The organism is Streptomyces sp. NPDC104106 (genome assembly GCF_055584345.1).
On record NZ_JBVJMF010000005.1, the window covers coordinates 414,934 to 439,877 of the forward strand.

Consider the following 24,944-nt stretch of genomic DNA (forward strand, 5'->3'; position numbering starts at 1 on the left):
CGCCACAGGGTCCCGGGGCCCAACCCCAGGCCCATTCGCCGCCGTTGCCCATGTCACGCCACCCCCAGCCACTTCGCCGCGGCCTGGGACCTGGTGGTGGAGTGGAGCTTGGCGAAGATGCGGTTGATGTGGTTCTTGACCGTCTTCTCGCTGATGAAGCAGGCGGCGGCGATCTGCTGGTTGGTCATGCCGGACGCGATGAGGTCCATGATCTCCGCCTCCCTCACGCTCAGCCGGTACCGGGACCGCGACGACTGTCCCACAGATGGTTGCACATGCGAAAGCTGTCGGGTTGCACTTTCCCGTAAAATAGGGGGTGGTTGGGGATCCGTGTGTGCAGGTGCATTTGATCTGAGGGTTTCCAGCAACGCCTTCGCCGCCCCCGGCGTCACATGCGGCCGCCCCTCCCGCACATCCCGTACGGCCCGGACCAACTGCTCCGTGGTGAACTCGCCGTGCACCAGATAGCCCCCGGCGCCCAGCCGCAACGCCTCCCGCACGGTCTGCGTCTCATGGCTGTAGGTGAGCATCATGACGGGCGCCAGCCGCACCAGGTGCGGCAGCGCGGAGATCCCGTCGACTCCCGGCATCCGGACGTCGAGGAGGATGACGTCCGGGCGGTGCCGCAGCGCCGCCTCGTACGCCTCGCGGCCGTCCGCCGCCTCCGCCACCACGGCGGTGTCCGTCCGGCCGGACAGCAGAGCCGTCAGGCCCGCCCGGACCACGGGGTTGTCGTCGGCCACCAGCAACCGCAGCGGCGGCGGGGCGCCGGCCTCGCGCGACGGGAAGGGGTTCATCGGTGCCTCCTCTCGGGCCCGGCCACGACGGGCAGGTGTAGCTCCACGCGCACCTCCGTGCCCCGTTCGCGGCCGCCCCTGCCGATCCGGATCCGGGCGCCCGCCTGCGCCGCCCGCTCCACCATGCCGAGCAGGCCGAAGTGACCGCGGGCGCGGAGCCGGTCCAGCGTGGTGCCGGGCGGCAGACCCCGGCCGTCGTCGAGGACGGACAGGCGCAGCAGGTCGCCGTGGACCGCCGCACGGACCTCCACGTGCGCCGCGGACGCGTGCCGGTCAGCGTTCTCCAGCGCCTCCGCCGCGATGGCGAGGAGGTGGCGGGCCAGGGGGGCGGGCAGGGGCGGATCGTCACCGGTGGGGAGCGAGCACGTCACCCTGAGACCCGTACGGGCCGCGAAGTCATCGGTGTACGACCGCAGTTCGGACCACGGGGACCACACGGGCGCGTCCGCCCCGTCGTACGGCACCGCTTCCCGCCGTAGGTCCCTCAGGAGTTCCCTCGACTCCGTCGCCGCCCTGCGGGCCGAGCGGGAGACGAGGCCGGCCTGGGAGCGGATGCGGGCCGGGTCGGGGGAGTCGGCCGAGGCGGTGGCGGCGAGGCCGTCCGCCGCCAGGGCCACGCCGTACAGGGTCTTGGCCACGGAGTCGTGCATCTCGCGTGCCAGCCGGGCCCGTTCCGCGCTCACCGCCTCGGCCGCCGCGAGGCGGGTCTGGGTCTCGGTCAGGGCCTGGGTCGCGGCGCCGAAGCGGAGCATCAGGCCCCGCAGCGTCGAGCCCATGGCGCCGGAGATGACGCAGAGGCCCGGCAGGAGCAGGGCCTCGGCGACGGGGGCGTGCCGGTCGGCCTTCAGGGTGGCGTGGACCAGCAGCAGGATCAGGGACTGCAGGGAGGCGAAGCAGGCCGCGCCCCGCCAGCTGTAGACCAGTCCGGCCAGCAGCGGGGTGCAGACGCTGACGTAGGCGAGCGTGGTGTCCGGCCCGGCCGAGACGAGCAGGAGGGAGCCGATCAGGGTGTCGGCGGCGAGGAGGCTGGGGTGGCCGAGGAGGAGGGGTCCGAAGCGTTCCCAGTCGCGGAAGAGGACGTAGGACGCCATGAAGGTGACGACCACGGCCCCGCCGACCAGGCGCACGCCCAGCCCGGGGGCCGCGTGGAGCAGGGCCGCCGGTGCCGCCAGGGCGATCATCGCCAGCCGGAATCCGAAGACCTGCCGGCACATCGCCTGGAGCGCGCCGACCTGGATCCGTACGGAGGGCTGGGAGGGGGTGGAGGGCGCGGCGGGGACGGTGAGTTCGCCGGGTTCGTCGGCGGCGGACGCTTCCACTGTGCTGTCGGCCCGCCGTCCTGCACGGCGTGCGACACGGCCCCTGACGCCGCCGCCGACCCCCTTCAGCCACACGCCGACAGACCCCCCGCTCCGCCCCGTCACCCCGGCCACCGTCACTTCCGCCTCACTTCCCCGTGAGCGAGCCGAAGTCGACCCCGGAGCCCAGGATCAGGCCCGCGCCGAGCAGGAGCATCGTGGCCGGGACCATGAACGTGGTGATCATCAAGGTGGCCTTGGGCACCGCGCGGGCGGCCTTGCGGCGGGCGTTCTGGGCGTCGGTGCGGCGCATGTCCTTCGCCAGGGAGACGAGCGTGTCGACGATCGGGGCACCCAGTTCCTCCCCCTGCTGCAGTGCCGTCACGAACATCGCCACCTGCTCGGAGTCGTTGCGCCGCCGCAGCTCGGCGAAGGCCTGGCGGCGGCTCATGCCGAGGTCCATCTGGCGCAGGGTGATGCGCAGTTCGTCGGCCCAGGGGCCCTCGTAGTGCGAGGCCACCCGGTCCAGCGCCTGCCGGAAGCCGAGCCCGGCGCTGACCACGACCGCGAGCACGTCGAGGAAGTCCGGCAGGGTGCGCTCGATGACGTCCTTGCGGACCCGGATCGCCGACCAGATCCCGACCTCCGTCCAGAACGCGCCGAACGCCAGCAGCAGCACGGCCACGAACCACTGGCCGCGCAGCAGGAAGACCAGGAAACCGACGGCGCCGAGCGCGCCGTAGACCGCGCGGCGGGCCGCGTAGCGGTCGATGGTCAGGCCGCCGGGGTTGCCCGCGAGGTCGATCCTGCGCCGGTACCTGGCGACCAGGCGCGGGCCCATCAGGCGCAGCACGGCGGGGGCGTAGCGCATGCCCATGCGGTCGATGACCGAGCCGACCGCGCCGGTGCGGGTCGCGCCGACCTCCAGGGCGACGGCGAGGTCGCCGGGGAGCTCGACGTCCGCGCGGTACATGCGGACGCCGGTGAAGGCGCCCCAGACACCGAGGCCCATCAGCAGGGCGAGCAGGATTCCCACCATCGGAGCCACCATCGGGCTGTCGCCCCTCTCAGACGTCGATCCGGCTCAGCCGCCGGATGAGGACGAAGCCGACGGCGTACAGCCCGAACGCGACGATCACGCAGATCTGCCCGGCCGGCGAGCCGGTCATCCGGTCCAGCGCGCCGCTCTTGACGCCGTTCATCAGGAACAGCGCGCCGACGCCGAGCACGGGGACGGCGTACGAGGTCATGGTCACCTGGGAGAGCTGGGTGCGGATCTCGCGCCGGGTCTCCTTGCGTTCCTCCAGGGTCTCGGTGAGGTTCCGCAGGGCGGAGACGACCTGGCCGCCGGCCCGGTTCGACAGGACCAGGGTCGTGACGAGGACGACCAGTTCGCGGGAGGGGAGCCGGTCGGCCAGTTCGCCGAGGGCCTCGTCCAGGGAGTGGCCGATCGCCAACTGGTCGGAGACCTTGCCCAGCTCCTCGCCGGCCGGGGCCTCCAGCTCCTCGGCCGCCATGCCGATCGCGGTGCGCAGGGCGAGGCCGGCCTGGGTGGCGTTGGCCAGGATGCGGGCCAGCTCGGGAAGTTGGCCGATGAACCGCTCGATGCGCTTGCGGCGCTGCCAGTTCAGGAACTGCACGGCCGCCCAGATGCCGCAGAGCCCGGCGAGCGGCCCGAAGAAGGGGGCGAGGGCGGCCTGGCCGATCAGCCAGAGCGCGGCGACCGTGACGAGCATGGCGACGAAGAACTCGCCCGGGGTGACGTCCAGCCCGGTGGCGGCCAGCCGCCTCTCCAGCCAGCGGCCGAAGCGGGTACGGCGCAGTCGCCGGTCGAGGTCGCGGAAGCGGCGCCGGCGGCCGTACGCCGGTGCCGGGCCGGTGTGCGTGAGCCGGTCCACGAGGGCGGCGCGCTGGGCCCGGCCCGAGGCGTAGGCGTGCAGCCCGGCCACCGCGAGGACGCAGGCCAGCAGCGTCACACCGGTGGTGAGCTGGACGAGGGTGTTCAGTTCCATGGTCCGGGTCCTACCTGGCTTCTCGGGTGGCGAGCTGGTCCGTCGTACGGGCGACGCCGAAGGCCTGCGGGACGGGCTGGCTCGCCATGTAGAGGCGGTCGGCGGTGCGGCGCGGGAGCGGGAAGTACGCGAAGGTGCCGTGGACCTGGCCGTCCGGGGTCATCGGCCGGGCCTCGAACCGGGCCACGGTCGCCAGCCGGTACGGCTCTCCGCCGTGGCTGTCGAGCAGGGCGATCTCGGTGATGCGGCGGGCGCCGTCGGCGAACCGGGTGAGCTGGACGATGACGTCGACGGCGCTGTTGATCTGGTCGTGCAGGGCGATGAAGGGGACTTCGACGTCGGACATGGAGGCGAGGGTCTGCAGCCGGGTCAGGGCGTCCTCCGCGCTGTTGGCGTGGACGGTGGCGAGCGAGCCGTCGTGGCCCGTCGACATCGCCTGGAGCATGTCGAGGGACTCGCCGCCGCGCACCTCGCCGACCACGATCCGGTCGGGCCGCATGCGCAGCGAGTTGCGCACGAGGTCGCGGATGGTGACCTGGCCCTGGCCCTCGACGTTCGGCGGGCGGGACTCCAGGCGGACCACGTGCGACTGCTGGAGCTGGAGTTCGGCGGAGTCCTCGATGGTGATGATGCGCTCGTGCGGCGGGATCAGCCCGGACAGGGCGTTGAGCAGGGTCGTCTTCCCGGTGCCCGTCGCCCCCGAGACGATGATGTTGAACTTGGCCTGCACCAGGCCCGCCAGCAGGTACACCATGTGCTCGTCCAACGAGCCGAAGGAGATCAGCTCCTGGAGGGTGAAGGAGCGCGGGAAGCGGCGGATGGTGAGGGTCGGGCCGGTCAGGGACAGCGGCGGGATGATCACGTTGACGCGCTCGCCGGAGGGAAGGCGGGCGTCGACCATCGGGTTCGACTCGTCCACCCGGCGGTTGACCGTCGACACGATCCGCTCGATGGTCTGCATGAGCTGGTCGGCGGAGACGAAACGCAACGGCAGCTGCTCGACCCGGCCGCCGCGCTCCACGAAGATCGCGTCCGGGCCGTTCACCATGATCTCGGTGATCGACGCGTCCTCCAGCAGCGGTTCCAGGATGCCGAGGCCCAGCGCCTCGTCCACGACCCGGCGGATCAGCTGTGAGCGCTCGACGGTCGACAGCACCGGCCCCTCGCGGCTGATGATGTGCCCGAGCACCCGTTCCAGCCGCGCCCGGCGCTCGGCGGCGGCGAGCGAACTCATCTCCGCGAGGTCGATCTCCTCCAGGAGTTTGGCCCGGTAGGAGGCGACCAGATGCCCGTCCTCGCCCCGGCTGGCGTGCTCCTCCGGGGTGCTGATGCGTGCCCGCAGACTCATGGATGCGCTTCTTTCGGCTCAGTGGTCGAGGGGCATGGTGGCGGTCTTGGTGGCGTCGCCGAAGTCCCAGACGATCTTCGGGATGCGGACGGTGGCCGTGACGGTCACGGTGTCGCCGCCGCCCCCGGTCGCACAGCTCACCGTGATCCCGCTGCTCACGGCTCCGGCACAGGCCTGCTGGGCGTCCTGCCGGAGCGAAGCGGCGCGCGCTCCGGCCCGGGCCGCCGTACCGGCCTGTTCGGCGGCGTAGGCGACGGCGCCGATCTGGATGCCGGCCAGCCCGACGATCAGCAGGACCGGGACGAACCCCAGGTACTCGATGGCCACTTGGCCCCTGTCCCTGTCACGACGTGCGCGCCGGTACGGCATCTCAGTGCTTCACCTCCTCCACGGCCCCGGCGTGCCCGTGCACGGTGAGGGGGAAGTCGACGGAGCCGGGGAAGAGGACGGGGACCTTGACGCCCACGTCCACGGTCACATAGCCGCTCTGGTCACACCCGCTCACGCTGGCACCCCCTCGCCACGCCCCCGACAGATGCCGCAACGCGGCCTGCCGGCACACCCCGTACCGCTCCCCCCGGGGCGCCGCCGTCCCCGCCCGCACGCCCTCGTCCGCAGCATTCCCCGCGAGCGTGAGGGCGTACCCCACGAGCACGGCCTGCCACATGAGCACCAGCGTCAGGATGATCAGCGGCATCATCCCGAGAAACTCGACGCTCACCTGCCCCCGATCGCGCCCCGTGCCCACCCCCTGAACCGGCCCTCGCCCCTTCCCCTGCTCCCGGCCCAGCACGCGTCCCCGACCCCGGACCGGGCCCCAGCCGCAACCCCAGCCCTCTCCCGCCCTCCTCATCGCCCCGCTCACTCCTTCCGCCGCCGGAAGCCGACCGTGCCCCGGCCGCCTCCGCGATGGGCGCCCTCGGTGCTCGCCCTGGCCAGACCGAGTTCACCGGCGAGCGTCCACAGCGCCTGCTTCACGGTGCTCCTGCTGTCCAGCTCATGGAGCCGGCCCGCGTCCACGACGGCCTGGAGTTCCTTGAAGTGGGCGGGGACGGCGGTCCGGGCGAGCGCCGTGCCGGTGATGCGCTGGACGAGCGCGGGCTGGATCTCGGCGCTGCGCGTGTGCCGGTTGACGACGGCCGTCGTCTCCTCGGCCTTGCGGATCTGCAGCCGGTCCCACATGCGCACGGTGCGCTTCGCGGCGCGTACGGCGATGACGTCCGGGGTGGTGACCAGCAGGGCGGTGTCGGCCATCTCCACGGCGGCGGCCCCGGCGCCGCCGAGCTGCGCCCCGCAGTCGACGACGACCACCTCGTAGCGGGAGCGCAGGGCGCGCACGATCTGCCGGGCGGCGCGGTCGCCGACCTCCTCGCCGCGCTCGCCCTCGGCCGGGGCCAGGAGCAGCGCGAGACCGGTGTCGTGGCGGAAGACGGCGTCGGCGAGGACGCGCGGGGAGATGTCGGTGATGGCGGCGAGGTCGGCGACGGACCGGCGGAACTGGATGTCCAGGTAGGACGCGACGTCGCCGGCCTGGAGGTCCAGGTCGACCAGCGCGGTGGGCCGGCCGGAGGCCTGCGCCGCGAGGGCCAGTTGAACGGCGGTCAGCGTCGCCCCCACGCCCCCCTTGGCGCCGCTGACCGTGACGACCGTACCGCCGACCCCGCCGCCTGCGCCGAGGACGTCGGAGGTGCCGTGCCCGAGATGCCGCCGTACGCCCGCGGACCACTGGGCGACGGCCTGGACGCGGCCGGCGAGTTCCTCGTACGACAGCGGGAGCGCGACCAGGCCGCGGGCTCCGGAGTCCATGGCGGCGGCGAACAGTCCGGGGCCCGCGTCGGCGGTGACGAGGATGACGCCGACGGCGGGGAAGCGGAGCGCGACCTCGCGGATCAGGTCGAGGGCCGGGACGGGGCCGATCCGCTCGTGTACGACGACCACTTCCGGGAGTTCGTCGAGGGACTCGGCGGCGAGCCGGGCCAGCCCGTCGACGAGCTGGGTGGAGTCGGCGACGGGCGGCTGCGGTTCGGCGTCGGGTAGCTGGCTGAGCAGTGTGACGAGGGAGCGGACGGCGTCCGGGTCCGCGCCGGCCGGGAGGATCCTGGTGGGCATGCGGGCCGCCTCTCACTTGTCCGTCGCGAGTTCGTAGGTGCGGTCCTTGTCCGGGACGCTGGTCTCGCTGCCGGGCGCCACCAGCGCGAGCCGGACGCGCTGGGCGAAGGACTCGGCGTAGGTGATGCGCTGGGCGTCGAGGGTGGACAGCGCGAAGGTGATGGGGACGGCCTCGCTGAGCTGGTTCTGTCCCTGGCTCTGACTCTGGCCCTGGTTCTTGGTGGAGTCGTCGAGGGCGGTGATCCGGCCGACGTCGAGGACGCGGGCGTTGGTGACGATGATCTTCGACTGGTCGGGATCGCCGTTGTTCTTCCCGGCGAAGGTGGCGTAGACGTTGACCCGGGCTCCCGGAGTGATCTTCCCGGCGACCCCGGTCGCCGCGTCGATCATGATGGCGACCTCCTGCTGACCGGGCTGGAGGGCGGGCTGGTCGACGACCATGTCGCTCTGCAGCAGGGAGCCGGCGCGCAGGGTGGTGACGGCGATCTTGCCCTGGATCTGCCGCAGATCGGTGACGGCGTTGTCGGACAGCCACCGCTTGGGCATCCTGATCTTCTCGAACTGGCCGCTGTCCAGGGCGGTGTACGGCTTCACGTCGGACCGGACCCGGTAGGCGCTGACCTCGGGGCCGACCTTCGAATTGACGTCGTGGACGACGGAGATCACGCCGGCGAACGCGCCGAGAGCGCACAGGACCGACAGGATCAGCAGTATCACGCCGCGGCGCTGACGGGAGTTCATGAACCGTGCAACCTCATTGGGGGAATCGGTCGAGCGGGACGGGGACGTACGGGTCGGGTCAGGCGCGCGTGCGCTGTTCCAGTGCGCGGGGTGCGGCGGGTTCGGGAGCGGGCGGGGTGGCGGAGCAGAAGACACAGCGGTCGCCGATGACGTCCAGGCCGCACCAGTGGCAGCTGGTCTGCCGTACGGACGTGACCAGTTGGTACAGAACCGACAGATCGGCGAGATAGCCGCAGAACTCGATCACGCGGCCGGTGCCCCACCAGGCCGCCGACTCGGCGGGCAGCGGGACCTCGCGCAGGCCGTGCACGCTCCACTGCCCGCCGAGCCCGGCGACCCAGTCGCTCTGCAACTGGCCCTTGGCGACGGCCATCCAGGTGCTGAACTCGGGCCCCTTCAGGACGGCACCCGGCGCGACCTTGACGAGCTGCGGCTCCGGATGGGCGAGCACGGCGAACTGGCTGCCCGGCATCCACGACCTGGCGTGCGCCGTGAGGCCGACCGGCACCCGCTCCAGCCGCGCGACCGAGCCCACGACCGCCCCGGCATGGAGGTAGTGGGTGAGCAGCCGGCCGGCGGAGGCGAGGACCCCGGGGCTGAGATCGCAGGAGGCGAGCTGGCGCAGCTGCCGGGCGAGCACGGCGATGCCGAGGGGCGGCAGCTCGGGCCGGAAGAAGGCGACGCGGTCGCTCTCCAGGAGCGAGCGCAGGGTGTGGAGCCGCCGCATGACGGGCTCGGGCGTGGCGGTGGAGCAGACGACCACGAGGTACCCGTACTGCTCGATCAGGGTGTGGAGTTCCAGGACCGCCCGCTCCAGCGGCTGCTGGTCGAGGCCACCCAGCACGACGGCGGGCACGGTCCGTTCGTCCTGAGCCGGCAGCGCCATGTCGGCACTGGTCACGGCGATGGCAGTTGGCACGCGCAGCTCCCCGCTCTTCACACCCGCCGGCCGTCCGGGGTCACTCCCGTGGGCCGGGACGACTTCACTGCGTGACTACCTGAGCACTGTATCCACGGCCGTATGACCGGAGAACAGCGTTTGTGAAGCTCGCGTGGAACTCCTTGGGTGCGAGTACCACGCAAGTCCCGTCAAAACCGGACAGGTTGAACGATGGCGCGCAGGCGAATTTGGTCTGGACCTCTTGACACCCCAATTGGTCTGGACCAACTTGTACGACACTCCCTCGCCAACTCCCTTCCCCGGAGGACCCAGTGGACCGCGTGAACCGCGCGCACCGCGCACCAGACACAGGCATACCCAGATCCGGCGGACGGCGCGCGTCGCTGGCGTGGTCGACGGCCACGGCCCTGGCCCTCTCGGTCGCGGGCCTCACGGCGGCCGCCTCCCCCGCGTCCGCGGCGGACGTGAACAACGTCCAGAACGCGGGCTTCGAGTCCGGCCTGAGCGGCTGGACCTGCACGGCGGGCAGCGGCACGACGGTCTCGTCCCCGGCGCACAGCGGCGCCTCGGCACTGAAGGCGACCCCGGCCGGCCAGGACGACGCCCAGTGCACCCAGTCGGTCGCCGTCCGGCCGAACTCGACGTACACGCTGAGCGCGTGGGTCCAGGGCGGCTACGCCTACCTGGGCGTGACGGGCACGGGCACGACGGACGTCTCGACGTGGACCCCGGACACGACGGCCTGGAAACAGCTGTCGACGACGTTCACGACGGGCACGTCAACGACGTCGGTCACGCTGTACACGCACGGGTGGTACGGCCAGGCGGCGTACTACGCGGACGACGTCTCGGTCTACGGCCCCGACGGCGGGGGCGGCGGAACCCCGACGCCGACCGTCCCCGCGGCCCCGACGGGCCTGACGGTCTCGGGTACGACCTCCTCGTCGGCCTCGCTCTCCTGGTCCCCGGTGTCGGGCGCGACGGGCTACGACGTCTACCAGAACGGCACGAAGGCGACGGCGGTGACGGGGACGTCGGCGACGCTGACGGGCCTGTCGGCCTCGACCTCCTACTCCTTCCAGGTGACGGCGACGAACGCGGCCGGCGAGTCGCCGAGGTCGGCGGCCGTGACGGCCACGACCACGTCCTCCGGCACGGGCGGGGGCGGCGGCACCGGAGGAGGCCTGCCCCAGCACGCGGTGACGGGCTACTGGCAGAACTTCGACAACGGCGCGACGGTCCAGAAGCTGTCGGACGTCCCGTCGTCGTACGACATCATCGCGGTGGCCTTCGCGGACGCGACGACGACACCGGGCGCCGTCACCTTCAACCTGGACTCGGCGGCCCTCGGCGGCTACACGAGCAACCAGTTCAAGGCGGACATCAAGGCGAAGCAGGCGGCCGGGAAGAAGGTCGTCATCTCGATCGGCGGCCAGAACGGCACGGTGTCGGTGACCGACTCGGCCTCGGCGGCGAACTTCGCGAACTCCGTCTACTCCCTGATGCAGACGTACGGCTTCGACGGCGTCGACATCGACCTGGAGAACGGCCTCGACGCGACGTACATGACGCAGGCACTGCGGTCCCTGTCGGCGAAGGCCGGCTCCTCCCTCGTCATCACGATGGCTCCGCAGACGATCGACATGCAGTCGACGTCGGCGTCCTACTTCCAGACGGCCCTGAACATCAAGGACATCCTCACCGTCGTCAACACGCAGTACTACAACAGCGGTTCCATGCTGGGCTGCGACGGCAAGGTCTACAGCCAGGGCACGGTCGACTTCCTCACGGCCCTCGCCTGCATCCAGCTCCAGGGCGGCCTCTCCCCCTCCCAGGTGGGCCTCGGCCTCCCGGCCTCCCCCAGCGCGGCGGGCAGCGGCTACGTGTCACCGACGGTGGTGAACAACGCCCTGGACTGCCTGGCCTCCGGCACCAACTGCGGCACCTTCAAGCCGTCCACGACCTACCCCGGCCTGCGGGGCGCGATGACCTGGTCCACGAACTGGGACGCCTCGGCAGGCAACGCGTGGTCGAACGCGGTGGGGGCGCATGTGCACGGGCTGCCGTAGCCGGTTCCGTCGTTGACCGGCGGCGCCCGGGGCTGTGGCAGGCCCGGGCGCCGTCAGCCGCTCGGGCCATCGGGTCTTCGTGAAGACCCGGCGCAGCGCCTCATGCGACGGGCCCAGCCTCACGCCGCCCCCAGCTCGCACCACACGTACTTCCCCCGGTCCCCGAACCGCGCCGACGGCTGCCAGCCCCACACCTGCGCGCACGCCGAGACCAGGCCCAGGCCCCTGCCGTCCTCCGCTTCCATGACCTGCTCCCGTGGCCGAGGCGGCTCGAGCGGGGCGGGGTCGGTGTCCCAGGCGCCGATCCACACCGCGCCCTCCGGGGTGCGGCGGACCCGCAGCGCCGCCGGGCCCTTGGTGTGCCGCACGGCGTTGGACACCAGTTCCGTCGCCAGGAGTTCCGCGGTGTCGAGCAGGCCGATCAGGCCGTGCAGGGTCAGGATCAGGCGCAGGGTGCGGCGGCACACCGTGACGGCTCTCGGGTCGTTGGCGATGTAGAGCGTGTAGTCCCAGGTTTCGGGCATGCGGCATCGACTCCGTGGCGGTGAGGGGTTTTTGCGCAGGGTGGCAACGCCGCGTACGCGGTGCACTTCCGCTGCGTGTGCGGTACGTCACCGACGGTAGACCTTAGAATTAAGGGTGAGCAAGCCGATCCCAAGATCTGACCCCCAACGAGTCAAGGAGCAGCCGATGGGGACCAAACGCGAACCCACAGCGCGGCAGATGCGGCTGGCCGTCGAACTGCGGCGGCTTCGCGAGGCGGCCGGCCTCAGTTCGCGTGAGGCGGCCGCGATGCTGGGGGTCAACTCGGTCCAGATCAGCCAGATCGAGTCCGGCACCTCTGGGGTGAGTGAGCAGCGGTTGCGCCGCATGGCCGCCAACTACGCCTGCGCAGACGTTGAGTTGATCGAGGCGTTGGTCGCCGTCGCCACCGACCGGACCCAAGGCTGGTGGGAGAAGTACCGAGGTCATCTGCCCACGCCCTTCCTGGACCTGCCCGACCTGGAGCACCACGCCGCCTACCGGTGGGACGTCGAATTCCTGCACATCCCGGGCCTCCTTCAGACGCCTGAGTATGCTCGCCGCCTCTTCTCCTACGTGAACCCCGAGTTCCCAGGCAGTGATGTGGACGTGTGGGTGGAGCACCGGATGCAGCGCAGGGCCGTCATCGAGCGTCCGGATCCGGTCCCCTACGAAGCGGTGATCCATGAGGCGGCACTGCGCATCCGGGTCGGTGACCGGCTCACCGCACGCGGTCAGCTCAACCGTCTTCTGGAGTTGTCCCAGGCCGACCACGTCACCGTGCGAGTCATCCCGTTCGATCTGGACGACTTCGGTGGAGCCGGAAGCGCCATGGTGTACGCGGGCGGCCCCGTTCCCAGGCTGGACACCGTCGTCCGCGACGGCCCGAACGGCCCCGTCTACATCGATGCCGAGGCTCAACTCAGCCGCTACCGAACGCTCTTCCGTAGGGTGGAGGCGGTGTCACTCGACCCCCGCGGTTCGCGTGACTTCATACACCGGCTGGCGAAGGAGCTGTGAGCATGCTGACCCCCGACATCTGGCGGAAGTCCTCCTTCTCCGGTGGTGGCCAAGGCGACGCCTGCGTCGAAGTCGCCGACCGGCGCACCCACATAGCCGTCCGCGACTCCAAAGCCCCCGCCCGCGCGACCCTCACCTTCCCCGGGACCGCCTTCGCCCCCTTCATCGATGCGCTGAAGAGGTCCGGCAGGTTGTGAGAGCCGGGCTACTCGCCTTCCCCGCTCTCCTCGCCGTCCTCGAAGTACGCGTCCAGCACCGCGTCGAGCTGCTCGTCCCACTCCTTGAAGCGGGACCTCGACGCGGCCTCGATCTCGATCGGGTACCAGCGGCGGTCGGGGGTGTGGACGGTGACCGTGTAGCGCTTGCCGAAGCGGGGGTACTCGGTCTCCACCGCCGCGATCTCGTCCCAGCGGAACTCGCAGGACTCCTCGTCCAGGCGCAGGCGCACGCCCTTGCGGTCGGCCACGATCCTGGCGCGGCGGTCAAAGGCCTCGAAGACCGGACCGCCGTCCGGGCCGTCGGCGTCCGCCGCTTCGGGTTCCTCCGTCGTCGCCGACGCCGACGCCGTCGGCTCCGCCGGCTCGGCCGCCGTCTCGGTGTCCTCCGGATCCGGCCCGGTGGCCGTCGACGTGTCCGTCCTGGCCGGAGCCGTGAGCCCCGGGATGAAGGCCGGGTCGAAACCGGCGCCCGGCAGGGGCTCGGTCTTCAACGGCTCGGCCTTCGACGGCTTGCTGCTCGCTCCTGTGCGCTGCTCCACGGCGGCAGTATGGACGACATACCTGTGCCGGAACCAGTCAGACCGCTCATCCCACGGTCAACTCCCGTCACCTTCACACGAACACGCTCACCACCGCCGCCACCGCGAAACCGGCCACCGACAGCACCGACTCCAGGACCGTCCAGGTCCGCAGGGTGTCGCGTTCGCTGATGCCGAAGTACTTCGCCACCATCCAGAAGCCGCCGTCGTTGACGTGCGACGCGAAGATCGAGCCCGCCGAGATCGCCATGATGACCAGGGCCACGAAGGGCTGGGAGTGGTCGCCCCCGGACAGGAGGGGGGCGACGATGCCCGCCGTCGTCACGATCGCCACCGTCGCCGAGCCCTGTGCCACCCGCAGGACCAGGGAGATCAGATAGGCGAGCACGATCACCGGCAGGCCCACGCCGTGGAACGTGTCCGACAGGGCCTGGGCCACCCCGCTCGCCTTCAGCACCGCGCCGAAGATCCCGCCCGCGCCCACGACCAACAGGATGTTGCCGACCGGCTTCAGCGACGACGTGGACACCGCCTCGAGGGACGTGCGGGACCAGCCGCGCCGGATGCCCAGCAGGTAGTAGGCCATGAGCAGGGCGAGCGTCAGGGCCACGAAGGGGCTGCCGAGGAACTGGAGCACCGAGCGGGTGGGCGAGGGGTCGAGGGCGATCGAGGAGAAGGTCGAGGCGAGGATCAGGACCAGTGGGGTGCCGATGATCGTCAGGACGGTGGCCAGCCGGACCGGCGCCTCCCGCGGCGCCACGCCCTGCGCGCGCTGTTCCTCGACCACCGCCCGCTTCGCCTCCTGCGCCGCCTCGACCATGTCCTGCGGTACGGGCACGAAGATCCGCCGGCCGGCCCAGGCGGAGTACGCCCACGCGGCCAGTACGGCGGGCAGGCCGCAGACGATGCCCATGAGGATGACCCAGCCGAGCTGGACGTGGAGGAGGCCGGCCGCCGCGACCGGGCCCGGGTGCGGGGGCAGGAAGGCGTGGGTCATCGACAGGCCCGCCAGCAGCGGGAGGCAGTACAGGAGGATCGACTTGCCGCCGGACTTGGCCGCCGCGTAGACGAGGGGGGCCAGGACGAAGATGCCGACGTCGAAGAAGACCGGGATGCCGAAGATCAGGCCCGTCAGGCCCATGGCCAGCGGGGCTCGTTCCGCGCCGAAGAGCGACAACAGCCGCCCGGCCAGCGCTTCGGCCCCTCCGCTCACCTCCAGGATCGCGCCCAGCATCGTGCCGAGGCCGATGATGATCGCCACGTGGCCGAGGATGCCGCCCATGCCCGACTCGATGGTGGAGACGGCGCTGGAACTCTGGACGGTGCCGAAGAGTTCGGTGACCGAGAGGCCGGCCAGCAGGCCCACGGCGATCGAGACGGCGAGGAGGGCCACGAAGGGCTGGAGCCTGACCTTGATGATCAGGAAGAGGAGCAGGGCTATGCCGATCGCGGCGATCGTGAGGAGCCCGGAGGTGCCGTGCAGCAGGAGGAGCAGGCCTCCGGTGTGCGGTGGCGGCGGTGCGGTGGCGGCGGATGCGGCGAGGGAGTAGGACATTCGGGGGTCCTCTTCGTGAAAGCCGTACGTGCATGGCGCTTCGGGGCAGGGGGGAGCGCGGCACGGCGGCCCGGGGGTGCGGGGCGCCGTGCCGTGCGGGACGTGCGGGCGGGAGGAGGACGTCAGCTCAGTACGGCGAGCGCGTCGATCTCGATGAGGAGGCCGGCCGGGAGACCGACGTAGACGGTCGTACGGGCGGCGGGCGGCTGGGTGAGGCCCTGCTCCCCGAAGTAGGCGTTGTAGATCTCGTTCATCTCCGCGAAGTGGGCCGTGTCCGTGAGGTAGACGCGGATCATCATCACGTCGTCCCAGCCGGCGCCGCCCTCTTCGAGGATCGCCTTGACGTTGGCGAGGGTCTGGAGGGTCTGCTCGCGCAGGGTGGGGCCGGCCGGCGTCGGGGGCTTGCCGTCCTCGGCGGGCAGGAAGCCGACCTGTCCGGCGACCTGGAGGATGTTGCCCTTCCGCACGCCGTGCGAGAACTTCGCGGGCGGGGTGGTGTGGGTCTTCGGGGTGAGCGCGATCTTCTCGGCCATGCGGGCGGGTCCTTACTGTCGGACAGGCGTTCTTCCGGAGTACTCGCCGCTGATCGCATCCGCGGTACGGCGGATCTGCGGGAGCAGGGTGAGGAGTTCCTCGGCGGTGACGACCACGTTCGGCGCGGAGACCGACATCGCGGCGACCACGCGGCCGTCGGCGCCGCGGATGGGGGCGGCGACACAGTTGATGGACTCCTCGTGACCACCGAGGTCGGTGGCCCAGCCCTGTTCGCGCACCTGCTCCAACTCCCTGAGGAAAGCCTGGGCGTTGGGGGTGGAACGGGCCGTGTACAGGGGGTAGTCGAGCCGGTCCGCGAGGGCGCGGCGCTCGGGTTCGGGCAGGTCGGCGAGGAGGAGCTTCGCCACGGCCGCGACCGTGATGGCGACGGGCTTGCCGATCCGGGAGTACATGCGGACCGGGTAGCGGCTCTCCACCTTGTCGATGTAGAGGACCTCGTTCTCCTCGTGGACGGCGAGGTGGACGGTGTGTCCGCAGGCCTCGTTGAGGCGTACGAGGTGGGGGTGGGCGATCTCGCGGACGTCGAGGTTCTCCATCGCCTCCTGCGCGAGGGCGAAGAGGCGGGCGCCGAGGCGGTAGCGCTGGTCGGACTGGCGGTAGACCAGACCGTGCTCGTGCAGGGTGCGCAGGAGGCGCAGTGCCGTGGACTTGTGGACTCCCAGGCGGTCGGCGACCTGCCCGAGGTCGGCGGGGCCCTCGGCGAGCAGCGGCAGGATGCTCAGGGCGCGGTCGACGGTCTGACTCATGGGGTGTTCGTCTCCTCCTCGGCCGCCTCGGCCTGCGTCCAGCCGGGGCCGAGTCGAAGTCTCCCCCATGCGGCGGCGTCGAGGGCGGTCAGCCGGTCGGCGTGGTCCCGGGCGGGGGGTGGGGCCAGGTCGCCGGGGGTGGCGAGGGCCGCGGCGGCGAAGAGGTGGCCGTGACGCAGGCGGTCCCGGACGGGGAGGCCGCGGAGGGTCGCGGAGAGGAACCCGGCGGCGAAGGCGTCACCGGCGCCGACGTGGGCGACGACGTCCACCTCGGGTGCCGGCACGAAGGTCGCCGTGCCGTCGGCGTCGGCGTCGGCGTCGGCGTCGGCGTCGGCGTCGGCGACAGTGCCATCGGCGTACGCGAGACCGTCGCCGTACGCGACAGCGCCGTCGGCGTGCGCGAGAGCGCCACCGGCGACACCGTGGGCAACAGCGGCACCGGGGGCGTCGCCCGCCCCCGCCGGGCGGCAGAAGGCCGTCGCTCCCCCCTTCCCCTGCTTGACGACGACGATCGCCGGCTCGGGCAGGGACGCCAGGATGGAGCGTCCGCCGTGCAGTCCCCAGGCGTCGCGCGCCTCGTCGTCGCCGACGAAGACGATGTCGGCCCGGCGTGCCAGTTCCAGCAGGACGCGGGGGCCGTCTGGGCCGAGCCCCGCGTGACGCCACAGGGCGGGACGGTAGTTGACGTCGAAGGAGACCAGCGGGCGGCCGGGGCGGGGTGCCGTCAGTGCGCGCACCAGGTCCAGGCACTCGCCGGAGAGCGCGGCCGTGATGCCCGACAGGTGCAGCACCCGGCCCGTCAGCGCCGCCGCCAGGTCCACGTTGTCCACGGCCATCGCGGAGGCCGCGGAGCCGGTCCGGTAGTACGCCACCTCGTGGGTGTCGGTGGCGCGGTCGGCGGCGGTGCGGAAGTAGACGCCCGTGGGCCGGGCCGCGTCGGTGCGTACGGCGCTCGTGTCGACGCCGTATCCGGCGATCCGCTCCACCAGGTGCTGCCCGAACCCGTCCGCCCCCACCCGGCTCACCCACCGCGCGCTGTGCCCGGCGGCGGCCAGCACGCAGGCCACGTTGGACTCGGCGCCGCCGATCGCGCGGTCGAAGGAGGGCACGTCCGCGAGGCGCCCGGGGCGGCTGGGCAGGAAGGTGACCATGGACTCGCCCAGTGTCACGACGTCCACACGGGCGTGCGGAACGGTCCCGGCACCAGGGGCGTCGTAAGCAGCGTCGTCGATGATGGCTCCTGTCGATACCCGGGTGGCGGCTCCGTTGACCCGGTGTCGGCGAGATGCTAGACACCAGTTAGCACTGCATGCAATGGCCGTTGCACATGCTGCAATGGCCAGGAGAGGGGCTCCATGCGCACCGAAGCGCTCGCCCGGCTGGCCGAGGAACGTGTCGACCACCGCTTCAAGGGCCTTCCGCCCGACGCCGACGGGCTGACCGTCGGGGAGCTGGCCGCCCAGCGCCGCAACCTCTTCCGCGCGGCCGACGGCTTCGGCACGCCGGTCCTCGCCCTGTCCGCCGAGCGCCTGGAGCACAACCTGGCGCTCATGGAGACGTACACCGCGCGGCACGGTCTCGCCTTCGCCCCGCACGGCAAGACGTCCATGGCCCCGCAGCTCTTCCACCGCCAGCTCGAGCACGGCGCCTGGGGCATCACGCTGGCGGTGCCCCACCAGGTGCGCGTGGCCCGCGCGTTCGGGGTGCCGCGGATCTTCCTCGCCAACGAGCTGGTGGACGCCTCCGCCCTGAGGTGGATCGCGGCCGAGCTGGCGGCCGACCCCGGCTTCCGGTTCGTCGCCTACGTCGACTCCGTGCACGGTGTCGAGCTGATGGACACCGCGCTGGCAGGCTCCGCCCGGCCCGTCGACGTGGTGGTGGAGCTTGGCGCGGGCGAGGGCGCGCGGACCGGGGTGCGCACCGCGGCGGACGCCCGCGCCGTCGCCGAGGCGGTGGTCCGGACGCGGACGCTGCGGCTCGTGGGCGTGGCGGGCTACGAGGCCCAGGTGCCCGGCGCCGACCCGGATCTGGTGCGGGGCTGGCTGCACCGGCTGGTCGCGCTCGCCGTGGAGTTCGACAAGGCGGGGTGGTTCGCCGGCGCCGACGAGATCGTGGTGAGCGCCGGCGGCAGCGAGTGGTTCGACGCGGTCGCGGACGTCTTCGCCGCCGTACCCGAACTCTCCCTGTCCGTACTGAAGTTGCTCCGCTCCGGTGCCTACGTCTCGCACGACGACGTGCACTACAGCAGGCTCACCCCGTTCAACCGGGTCCCCGAGGAGGGCGCGCTGGAGCCCGCCTTCCGGCTGTGGGCGCAGGTCGTCTCCCGGCCGTCGCCCGAGCAGGCGTTCCTCAACGCGGGCAAGCGCGACGCGGCCTACGACCTCGACCTTCCGGTGGCGCAGGCGGTACGCCGCAACGGTTCCGAGCGTCCGGCGACCGGCATCGAGGTGAGCGCCCTGTCCGACCAGCACCTGTGGCTGCGCACGCGGCCCGGCGCGGACGTCGAGGTCGGCGACTGGGTCGGGCTCGGGCTGTCCCACCCGTGCACGTCGTTCGACAAGTGGCAGCTGATCCCGGTGGCCGAGGCGGACGGGACGGTCGTCGACTACATCCGCACCTTCTTCTAGGACATCGGGAGGCCTGGCATGGAGGACCTGGTCATCCGGGACGCCGACGTCGTGGACGGCAGCGGCGAACCGTCGTACCGGGCCGACGTGGTGGTCGACGGCGGCCGGATCGTCTCGATCGTCAAGGAGGCCGCCCAGGCGGGCTGCCAGCGCCCGCGCGCCATGCGGGAACTGGACGCGGAGGGCCTGGTCCTCTCCCCCGGCTTCATCGACATGCACGCCCACTCCGACCTCGCCCTGCTGCGCGACCCCGACCACAGCGCCAAGGCGGCGCAGGGGGTCACCCTCGAAGTCCTCGGCCAGGACGGGCTGTCGTACGCGCCGGTGGACGACCGCACACTGGAGCGGGTGCGGCGGTCGATCACCGGGTGGAACGGGTACGGCGACGACATCGACGGCGGCTTCGACTGGCGGTCGGTCGGCGAGTACCTGGACCGGCTGGACCGGGGGATCGCCGTGAACGCGGCCTACCTCGTCCCCCAGGGCACGGTCCGCGCGCTCGTCGTCGGCTGGGAGGACCGTGAGGCCACACCCGGGGAGCTGGACCGCATGCGGCGGTTGGTGGCCGAGGGGCTGGAGCAGGGCGCCGTCGGGATGTCCTCGGGGCTGACGTACACGCCCGGCATGTACGCCCCGGACGCCGAGCTGACCGAGCTGTGCCGGGTGGTGGCGTCCTACGGCGGCTACTACTGCCCGCACCACCGCTCCTACGGCGCCGGCGCGCTTCAGGCCTACGCGGAGATGGTGGAGCTGGCCCGGCAGGCGGACTGCCCGCTGCACCTGGCCCACGCCACCATGAACTTCGGCGTGAACGAGGGCCGGGCGTCCGAGCTGCTGGCCCTGCTCGACCGGGCCGCGGGCGCCGGCGCGGACATCACGCTGGACACCTATCCGTACACCCCCGGCTCCACCACGCTCGTCGCGCTGCTGCCGAGCTGGGCGGGCGCGGGCGGCCCGGAGGGGATCCTGGCCCGGCTCGGCGACCCCGCCACGGCCGAGCGCATCCGCCACGACCTGGAGGTGGCCGGCTCGGACGGCTGCCACGGGGTGCCGGTGGAGTGGGAGACGATCGAGGTCTGCGGCGTCGCCGATCCCGCGCTCGGCGCGTACGTGGGCCGTACGGTCCGGGAGGCGGCGGAGCTGCGCGGCGAGTCCCCGTGGGACACCGCCCGGCACCTGCTGCTCGCGGACCGGCTCGGTACGACGATCCTCCAGCACGTCGGGCACGAGGAGAACGTCCGCGCGATCATGCGGCACCGCGCGCACACCGGCGGCTCGGACGGCATCCTGCGGGGCGCCAAGCCGCACCCGCGGGCGTACGGCACGTTCCCGCGCTACCTCGGCCACTACGTGCGGGAGTTGGGGGTGCTGGGCCTGGAGGAGTGCGTCGCGCACCTGACCTCGCGGCCCGCGGCCCGGCTGAGGCTGCCGGACCGCGGGCTGGTGCGCGAGGGCTACCGGGCCGACCTGGTGCTGTTCGACCCGCGGACGGTGGCGCCGGGCGCCACCTTCGCCGAGCCCCGCAGGCTGCCCACGGGGATCCCGTACGTCCTGGTGGACGGCCGGTTCGTCATCGAGGACGGCAAGCGGACGGACGTGCTCGCGGGCCGCTCCGTCCGCCGTGCGCCCCGGTGACCGTCACGGCTTGGGCAGCGTGCAGCCGGAGGCGCTGAGGTCCAGCTTGTTGCCGGTGGTGAAGCAGGCGGGGATGAGGTACGTCTCCTCGGCGTAGTTGATGCCCTGGCGGACGGTGACGTTGCCGTTCTCGTCGACCTCGCAGGGGTTGTTCTCGGTGCAGCGCTCGCCGTTCTCGTTGCCGGTGTTGTTGACGGCCACGACCTTGCCGGTGGCGGTGTCGATCACCGGGGAGCCGGAGGTGCCGCCGATGGTGTCGCAGGCGGAGGTGTAGCGGACGGAGTCCTTCCAGGTCCAGTCGCCCTCCTGGAGCCGGTACACGAAGCCGTCGACGGCGCAGCTGTAGGTCCGCTTCCAGTAGCCGGAGACGACCTTGATGGCCGTGCCGGCGGTGGGGTGGGTGTCCTGCACGGTGAGCGGGCTGATGCCGTAGCTCTTCTTGATCGCCGCGTAGGTGGTCGTGGTGCGGTAGATCGTGATGTCCGTGTCCGTCATGGTCGAGTACACGACCTGGTTGGCGCGCAGGGTGGCGACCTTGGTTCCGGCGGAGTTCAGCAGGCCGAAGGAGCGACTGGAGGACTGGCCGGTGATGACCTCGCCGGGGCCGGGGAAGCCGGTCTCCAGGCAGTGGCCGTTGGTGAGGACGAGCGCCGGGTCGGTGTCGGCGGAGCCGGGAAAGCGGATGACCGAGCCGGAGCAGTTGCTGAGCGAGACGGTGCCGGCGAAGTCCACCGTCACGGCCGCCGCCTTGGCGGTGTGCGGTCGCGCCGCGTGCGGAGCGGCCACGGCGGGCGTCGCGCCCAGCGCGGCCAGGGCCACGGAGGAGAGAACGGCAAGGAGAGGCTTGTTCATGTGGGGGTCCCCTCGTACGACGCGGGCGACCGGAGATCTTCCGGCCGCCTCACGCTTGTCATGCGCATTCTCAAGGTGAGAGCCGGGTGAGAACAAGAAGGCGTCCCGGGCGATAGGGGTTTCCCTGTGCGCCGGGGTCGCGGCGGCGCCGGACGCGGCGACGGACCACGCGCCGGCCATCCGCCGGGACGGCTGTCGCGGCAGGCGGACGGTCAGTCGCTCCGGCGGGCGGCCAGCGCCTCGCGCAGCAGGGAGTCGGCCAGCTGGGTCAGCTCCGCGCTGGAGGCGGTGATCCGCGCGTCGAGGCGGTTGCACTGCTCCAGGCCGTGCGGAGTGACCCGGCTGGTGTAGAAGACGGCGGGCCCGGCGTAGCGCCCGGTGTCGCGCCAGCGCCGCAGCGCGGTGAAGCCCGCGCCGCCGTCCCAGCCGCGCCCCACGTCGGAGAGCAGCAGGTCGATCCGCGTGCCGGCCAGGATCCGCTCGGCCTCCCGGGCGTCGGTGGCGCGCCACACCCGCGCCCCGCGCGCCTCCAGGTGCCCCGCCTCGAAGGTGTTGTTCTCCGGGTGGTCGTCCACCCAGAGCACCTCGGCGCCCGCGTACGGGGTCGCGTGCGCGGGGCGCCCCTCGTCGCCACCCGGGCGCCGGTCCGCGCCGGCATCCAGCACCGCGACCGGCGCGACCCCGTCCCGGAGCCGGGCCACCAGTTGAGCGGCGCCCTCCAGACTCATCAGCTCCTGAAGGAGCGTCACGAAGTTCTGGTCCCGCTCCAGTGCCGGGAAGTCGGTGGGGAGGTACTCCTCCAGCCGGGCCAGCACCGCCGGCCACTCCTCGGGCCGGTCCCGCTGCGGCGGCTCCAGACCGTGCTCGGAGAGGGAGGCGACGGCGACCCGCCAGTCCTCCGGCCGGGGCGGCACCGAGGGTCTGCCGAGCACCTTCCGTGCCGTGCGGTAGTCCAGGAACTCCCGGGCCGCGTACGGGTGGTTCAGGTCGCCGGCGAGGAGGGTGCGGTAGAAGTCGGCGTACAGGTGCTGCAGCAGCAGCACCCTGATCACCGCCTCCGGTGCGAAGCTCGACCACACCGGATTGAGCCCGTACTCCAGCCCGAAGCCGTTGATGAGCCGCTTGATCCGGCGCGGATTGCGGGCGCAGCGGTCGGCGATCAGCCTGACCAGGTCGTCGTCCAGCAGTTCCCGCAGGCCCGAGCGGACCGCGCACCGGCGGACGTAGGCGGCGACGTCGTCCGGGCCCGGCACCGGCAGCCGGTAGCTGGTCTGGAAGATCTTCTCCATGAACGCCGCCCCGGCCGGGGACAGGTCCCGCAGCAGGCCCGACGGGCCGAGCGCCGAGCGGTCGCAGCCGATCACGAAGGCGAGGCCCGGCACGTCGAGGTAGACCTTGACCGCCTCGCACACCGCGAGCACCGACTCCTGCGAGCAGCGGTCCAGGTCGTCGACGAAGACGACGAGCAGCCGCCGGGGGCCTCGTCCGGCCGACTCGGCCCATTCCGCGGCCAGTTCGCGCAGCGTGTCCCGCATCGCGTTGCGGGACGTGGCGTCGAGGGACAGCTGCTGCCACAGCCGGTCGACCAGCCCGGCCACGCCGAGCGGGGCCGCCGCCGCCGTGGCCACCGCGCGGACCGCCGCGACCAGGGCGCGCCGCTCGGTCAGCCGGTTCAGGGCGCGGCGCAGCACCCGCCGGTCGAACCGCATGAGAACGGACTTGATCAGCCCTTCGAGCGCATCGGCCCCGCTCGCGGTCCAGGCGTTGTACCAGACGGTCGCCACGCCGTCGCGCTGCCGCAGCTCCGCCTCGATCAGGCGCATCAGGCTGCTCTTGCCCATCCCCCATCCGGCGTCGACGGCCAGGGTGAAGGGGGTGGCGGCGCGCGAGTCGTAGAGCAGCCGGGCCAGCTCCCGCGCGGCCCGGCCGGTACCCAGCAGATCGGCGTCCGGCTCGGTCACCGGCTCGTCGTTCAGCAGCGAGAACTCCATGCCCGCCCTCCCCTCGGCGCGCCCACGCTACCCGCGCGCCGCCCCGCGATTCCCGCGCTCCGCGGGAGTCCCGCGGCGGCCGGCGGCGAAATCATGACAAACCTCCCGTCTCGCGTGGCGGAAAACACGACCCACGAGGCGTTACCGGGTCGTAAGCTCACGGACATGCAGGTGATCCAGTCGACCAAGCTCGCCAACGTCTGTTACGAGATCCGGGGCCCGGTGCTCGAGGAGGCGATGCGGCTGGAGGCGGCCGGTCACCGCATCCTCAAGCTGAACACCGGCAACCCGGCAGCCTTCGGCTTCGAGTGCCCGCCGGAGATCCTGGAGGACATCCTCCGCAACGTCTCCACGGCCCACGGCTACGGCGACGCCAAAGGGCTGCTGGCCGCCCGGCGCGCGGTCGTCATGCACAACCAGACCCTCGGCATCGAGACGGACGTCGAGCACGTCTTCATCGGCAACGGCGTCTCCGAGCTGATCGTCATGGCGATGCAGGGGCTGCTCGACGACGGCGACGAGGTGCTCGTACCGGCCCCGGACTACCCGCTGTGGACGGCTGCCGTCTCCCTCTCCGGCGGTACGGCCGTGCACTACCGCTGCGACGAGCAGTCGGACTGGATGCCCGACCTCGCGGACGTCGAGCGCAAGGTCACCGACCGCACCAAGGCCCTCGTCATCATCAACCCGAACAACCCCACGGGCGCGGTGTACGACGAGGCGACGCTGAAGGGCCTGACCGACATCGCCCGCCGGCACAACCTGCTGGTCTGCTCCGACGAGATCTACGACAAGATCCTCTACGACGGCGCCACGCACACCCCGACCGCGAAGGTCGCCCCCGACCTGCTCACCCTCACCTTCAACGGCATGTCGAAGGCGTACCGGGTGGCCGGTTACCGGGTGGGCTGGATGTCGATCTCCGGGCCGCGGGCGCACGCCGACTCCTACCTCGAGGGCCTGACGATCCTGGCGAACATGCGCCTGTGCGCCAACATGCCGGGACAGCACGGCGTGGTCGCGGCACTCAGCGGACGCCAGTCGATCAACGACCTGGTGCTGCCGGGCGGGCGGCTGAAGGAGCAGGTGGACACCGCCTACGAGCTGCTGACGCAGATTCCGGGCGTGAGCTGCGTACGGCCGAAGGGCGCGCTGTACCTCTTCCCGCGTCTCGACCCCCAGGTCTTCAAGATCAAGGACGACCGGCGGATGGTCCTGGACCTGCTGCGCAAGGAGAAGATCATGGTCGTCCAGGGGACCGGCTTCAACTGGCCCGAGCCCGATCACTTCCGGGTGGTGACCCTGCCGTCGGTCGGTGACCTCCGGGACGCGATCACCCGGATCGGGCGCTTTCTGGACGGCTACGGCCAGCCGTAGCCGACGGGTTTCGTTACGTGATCCGACTCAAC

General features: G+C 71.9%; 24 protein-coding genes. 6 read left to right on the top strand and 18 right to left on the bottom strand.

What is annotated here, in order from left to right:
- Positions 1-53: 53 nt before the first annotated feature.
- From ACZ60X_RS15490 to ACZ60X_RS15535, 10 genes are all read right to left on the bottom strand, one after another.
- On the bottom strand, positions 54-797 hold the full coding sequence (locus tag ACZ60X_RS15490) for a response regulator (protein WP_469598272.1): 744 nt from the start codon (positions 795-797) through the stop codon (positions 54-56).
- Positions 794-2,236: a sensor histidine kinase gene (locus ACZ60X_RS15495; RefSeq protein WP_469598274.1), complete on the bottom strand. Its 1,443-nt coding sequence runs from the start codon at positions 2,234-2,236 to the stop codon at positions 794-796. Before ACZ60X_RS15495 ends, ACZ60X_RS15490 begins: the two co-directional genes overlap by 4 nt.
- 7 nt (positions 2,237-2,243) lie before the next feature.
- Positions 2,244-3,131, bottom strand: coding sequence for a DUF5936 domain-containing protein (locus tag ACZ60X_RS15500; RefSeq protein ID WP_469598441.1), 888 nt, complete (start codon positions 3,129-3,131; stop codon positions 2,244-2,246).
- Between the two features lie 31 nt (positions 3,132-3,162).
- Complete coding sequence (locus ACZ60X_RS15505; RefSeq protein ID WP_469598276.1) at positions 3,163-4,107, bottom strand: type II secretion system F family protein; 945 nt, start codon at positions 4,105-4,107, stop codon at positions 3,163-3,165.
- Between the two features lie 10 nt (positions 4,108-4,117).
- Positions 4,118-5,455 carry a CpaF family protein gene (locus ACZ60X_RS15510; RefSeq protein WP_469598278.1) on the bottom strand — a complete coding sequence of 446 codons (1,338 nt, stop codon included), beginning with the start codon at positions 5,453-5,455 and terminating at the stop codon, positions 4,118-4,120.
- Positions 5,456-5,473: 18 nt separating this feature from the next.
- A complete protein-coding gene (locus ACZ60X_RS15515) occupies positions 5,474-5,824 on the bottom strand; it encodes a TadE/TadG family type IV pilus assembly protein (RefSeq protein ID WP_469598280.1) in 351 nt (116 codons plus the stop codon).
- A 1-nt stretch (position 5,825) separates the two neighbouring features.
- Positions 5,826-6,155, bottom strand: a complete 330-nt coding sequence (locus ACZ60X_RS15520; RefSeq protein WP_469598443.1) for a pilus assembly protein — start codon at positions 6,153-6,155, stop codon at positions 5,826-5,828.
- Between the two features lie 161 nt (positions 6,156-6,316).
- Positions 6,317-7,564: an AAA family ATPase gene (locus ACZ60X_RS15525; protein WP_469598282.1), complete on the bottom strand. Its 1,248-nt coding sequence runs from the start codon at positions 7,562-7,564 to the stop codon at positions 6,317-6,319.
- Between the two features lie 12 nt (positions 7,565-7,576).
- Positions 7,577-8,305 (bottom strand): Flp pilus assembly protein CpaB, encoded by a 729-nt coding sequence (gene cpaB, locus ACZ60X_RS15530; protein WP_469598284.1) that lies wholly within the window; start codon positions 8,303-8,305, stop codon positions 7,577-7,579.
- A 58-nt stretch (positions 8,306-8,363) separates the two neighbouring features.
- Positions 8,364-9,224 (bottom strand): hypothetical protein, encoded by an 861-nt coding sequence (locus ACZ60X_RS15535; RefSeq protein ID WP_469598286.1) that lies wholly within the window; start codon positions 9,222-9,224, stop codon positions 8,364-8,366.
- Positions 9,225-9,517: 293 nt separating this feature from the next.
- On the opposite strand from ACZ60X_RS15535, the gene ACZ60X_RS15540 reads away from it, so the two are divergent.
- Positions 9,518-11,275 carry a chitinase gene (locus tag ACZ60X_RS15540; RefSeq protein ID WP_469598288.1) on the top strand — a complete coding sequence of 586 codons (1,758 nt, stop codon included), beginning with the start codon at positions 9,518-9,520 and terminating at the stop codon, positions 11,273-11,275.
- Between the two features lie 119 nt (positions 11,276-11,394).
- Here ACZ60X_RS15540 and ACZ60X_RS15545 read toward each other — a convergent pair whose 3' ends face one another.
- The gene (locus ACZ60X_RS15545; protein WP_469598290.1) at positions 11,395-11,799 is read right to left on the bottom strand and encodes an ATP-binding protein; all 405 of its coding nucleotides are present in this window, start codon (positions 11,797-11,799) and stop codon (positions 11,395-11,397) included.
- A gap of 166 nt (positions 11,800-11,965) precedes the next feature.
- Here ACZ60X_RS15545 and ACZ60X_RS15550 point away from each other — a divergent pair, with 166 nt between their 5' ends.
- Both ACZ60X_RS15550 and ACZ60X_RS15555 read left to right on the top strand, forming a co-directional pair.
- A complete protein-coding gene (locus ACZ60X_RS15550; RefSeq protein ID WP_469598292.1) occupies positions 11,966-12,817 on the top strand; it encodes a helix-turn-helix domain-containing protein in 852 nt (283 codons plus the stop codon).
- A 2-nt stretch (positions 12,818-12,819) separates the two neighbouring features.
- Positions 12,820-13,014 (top strand): DUF397 domain-containing protein, encoded by a 195-nt coding sequence (locus ACZ60X_RS15555; RefSeq protein WP_469598294.1) that lies wholly within the window; start codon positions 12,820-12,822, stop codon positions 13,012-13,014.
- Between the two features lie 8 nt (positions 13,015-13,022).
- On the opposite strand, the gene ACZ60X_RS15560 is transcribed toward ACZ60X_RS15555, so the two are convergent.
- From ACZ60X_RS15560 to ACZ60X_RS15580, 5 genes are all read right to left on the bottom strand, one after another.
- Positions 13,023-13,574 carry a hypothetical protein gene (locus ACZ60X_RS15560; RefSeq protein WP_469598296.1) on the bottom strand — a complete coding sequence of 184 codons (552 nt, stop codon included), beginning with the start codon at positions 13,572-13,574 and terminating at the stop codon, positions 13,023-13,025.
- 73 nt (positions 13,575-13,647) lie between these two features.
- Entirely contained in the window at positions 13,648-15,129 is a 1,482-nt protein-coding gene (locus tag ACZ60X_RS15565) for a GntP family permease (RefSeq protein ID WP_469598298.1), read from the bottom strand.
- Between the two features lie 122 nt (positions 15,130-15,251).
- Complete coding sequence (locus tag ACZ60X_RS15570; protein WP_469598300.1) at positions 15,252-15,662, bottom strand: RidA family protein; 411 nt, start codon at positions 15,660-15,662, stop codon at positions 15,252-15,254.
- Positions 15,663-15,674: 12 nt separating this feature from the next.
- Positions 15,675-16,430, bottom strand: a complete 756-nt coding sequence (locus ACZ60X_RS15575; RefSeq protein WP_469598302.1) for an IclR family transcriptional regulator — start codon at positions 16,428-16,430, stop codon at positions 15,675-15,677.
- Positions 16,427-17,608 carry a sugar kinase gene (locus ACZ60X_RS15580; RefSeq protein WP_469598304.1) on the bottom strand — a complete coding sequence of 394 codons (1,182 nt, stop codon included), beginning with the start codon at positions 17,606-17,608 and terminating at the stop codon, positions 16,427-16,429. Before ACZ60X_RS15580 ends, ACZ60X_RS15575 begins: the two co-directional genes overlap by 4 nt.
- 177 nt (positions 17,609-17,785) lie before the next feature.
- Here ACZ60X_RS15580 and ACZ60X_RS15585 point away from each other — a divergent pair, with 177 nt between their 5' ends.
- Positions 17,786-19,057 carry an alanine racemase gene (locus ACZ60X_RS15585; protein WP_469598306.1) on the top strand — a complete coding sequence of 424 codons (1,272 nt, stop codon included), beginning with the start codon at positions 17,786-17,788 and terminating at the stop codon, positions 19,055-19,057.
- 18 nt (positions 19,058-19,075) lie between these two features.
- Positions 19,076-20,692, top strand: a complete 1,617-nt coding sequence (locus ACZ60X_RS15590; RefSeq protein ID WP_469598308.1) for an N-acyl-D-amino-acid deacylase family protein — start codon at positions 19,076-19,078, stop codon at positions 20,690-20,692.
- A gap of 3 nt (positions 20,693-20,695) precedes the next feature.
- Here the strand turns inward: ACZ60X_RS15590 and ACZ60X_RS15595 are convergent, their stop codons facing one another.
- On the bottom strand, positions 20,696-21,544 hold the full coding sequence (locus ACZ60X_RS15595; RefSeq protein ID WP_469598310.1) for a trypsin-like peptidase domain-containing protein: 849 nt from the start codon (positions 21,542-21,544) through the stop codon (positions 20,696-20,698).
- Between the two features lie 212 nt (positions 21,545-21,756).
- Positions 21,757-23,535 carry a P-loop NTPase fold protein gene (locus ACZ60X_RS15600; protein WP_469598312.1) on the bottom strand — a complete coding sequence of 593 codons (1,779 nt, stop codon included), beginning with the start codon at positions 23,533-23,535 and terminating at the stop codon, positions 21,757-21,759.
- A 165-nt stretch (positions 23,536-23,700) separates the two neighbouring features.
- Between ACZ60X_RS15600 and ACZ60X_RS15605 the strand changes: the two genes are divergently transcribed.
- Positions 23,701-24,912 carry a pyridoxal phosphate-dependent aminotransferase gene (locus ACZ60X_RS15605; RefSeq protein ID WP_469598314.1) on the top strand — a complete coding sequence of 404 codons (1,212 nt, stop codon included), beginning with the start codon at positions 23,701-23,703 and terminating at the stop codon, positions 24,910-24,912.
- The last annotated feature ends 32 nt before the right edge of the window (positions 24,913-24,944 follow it).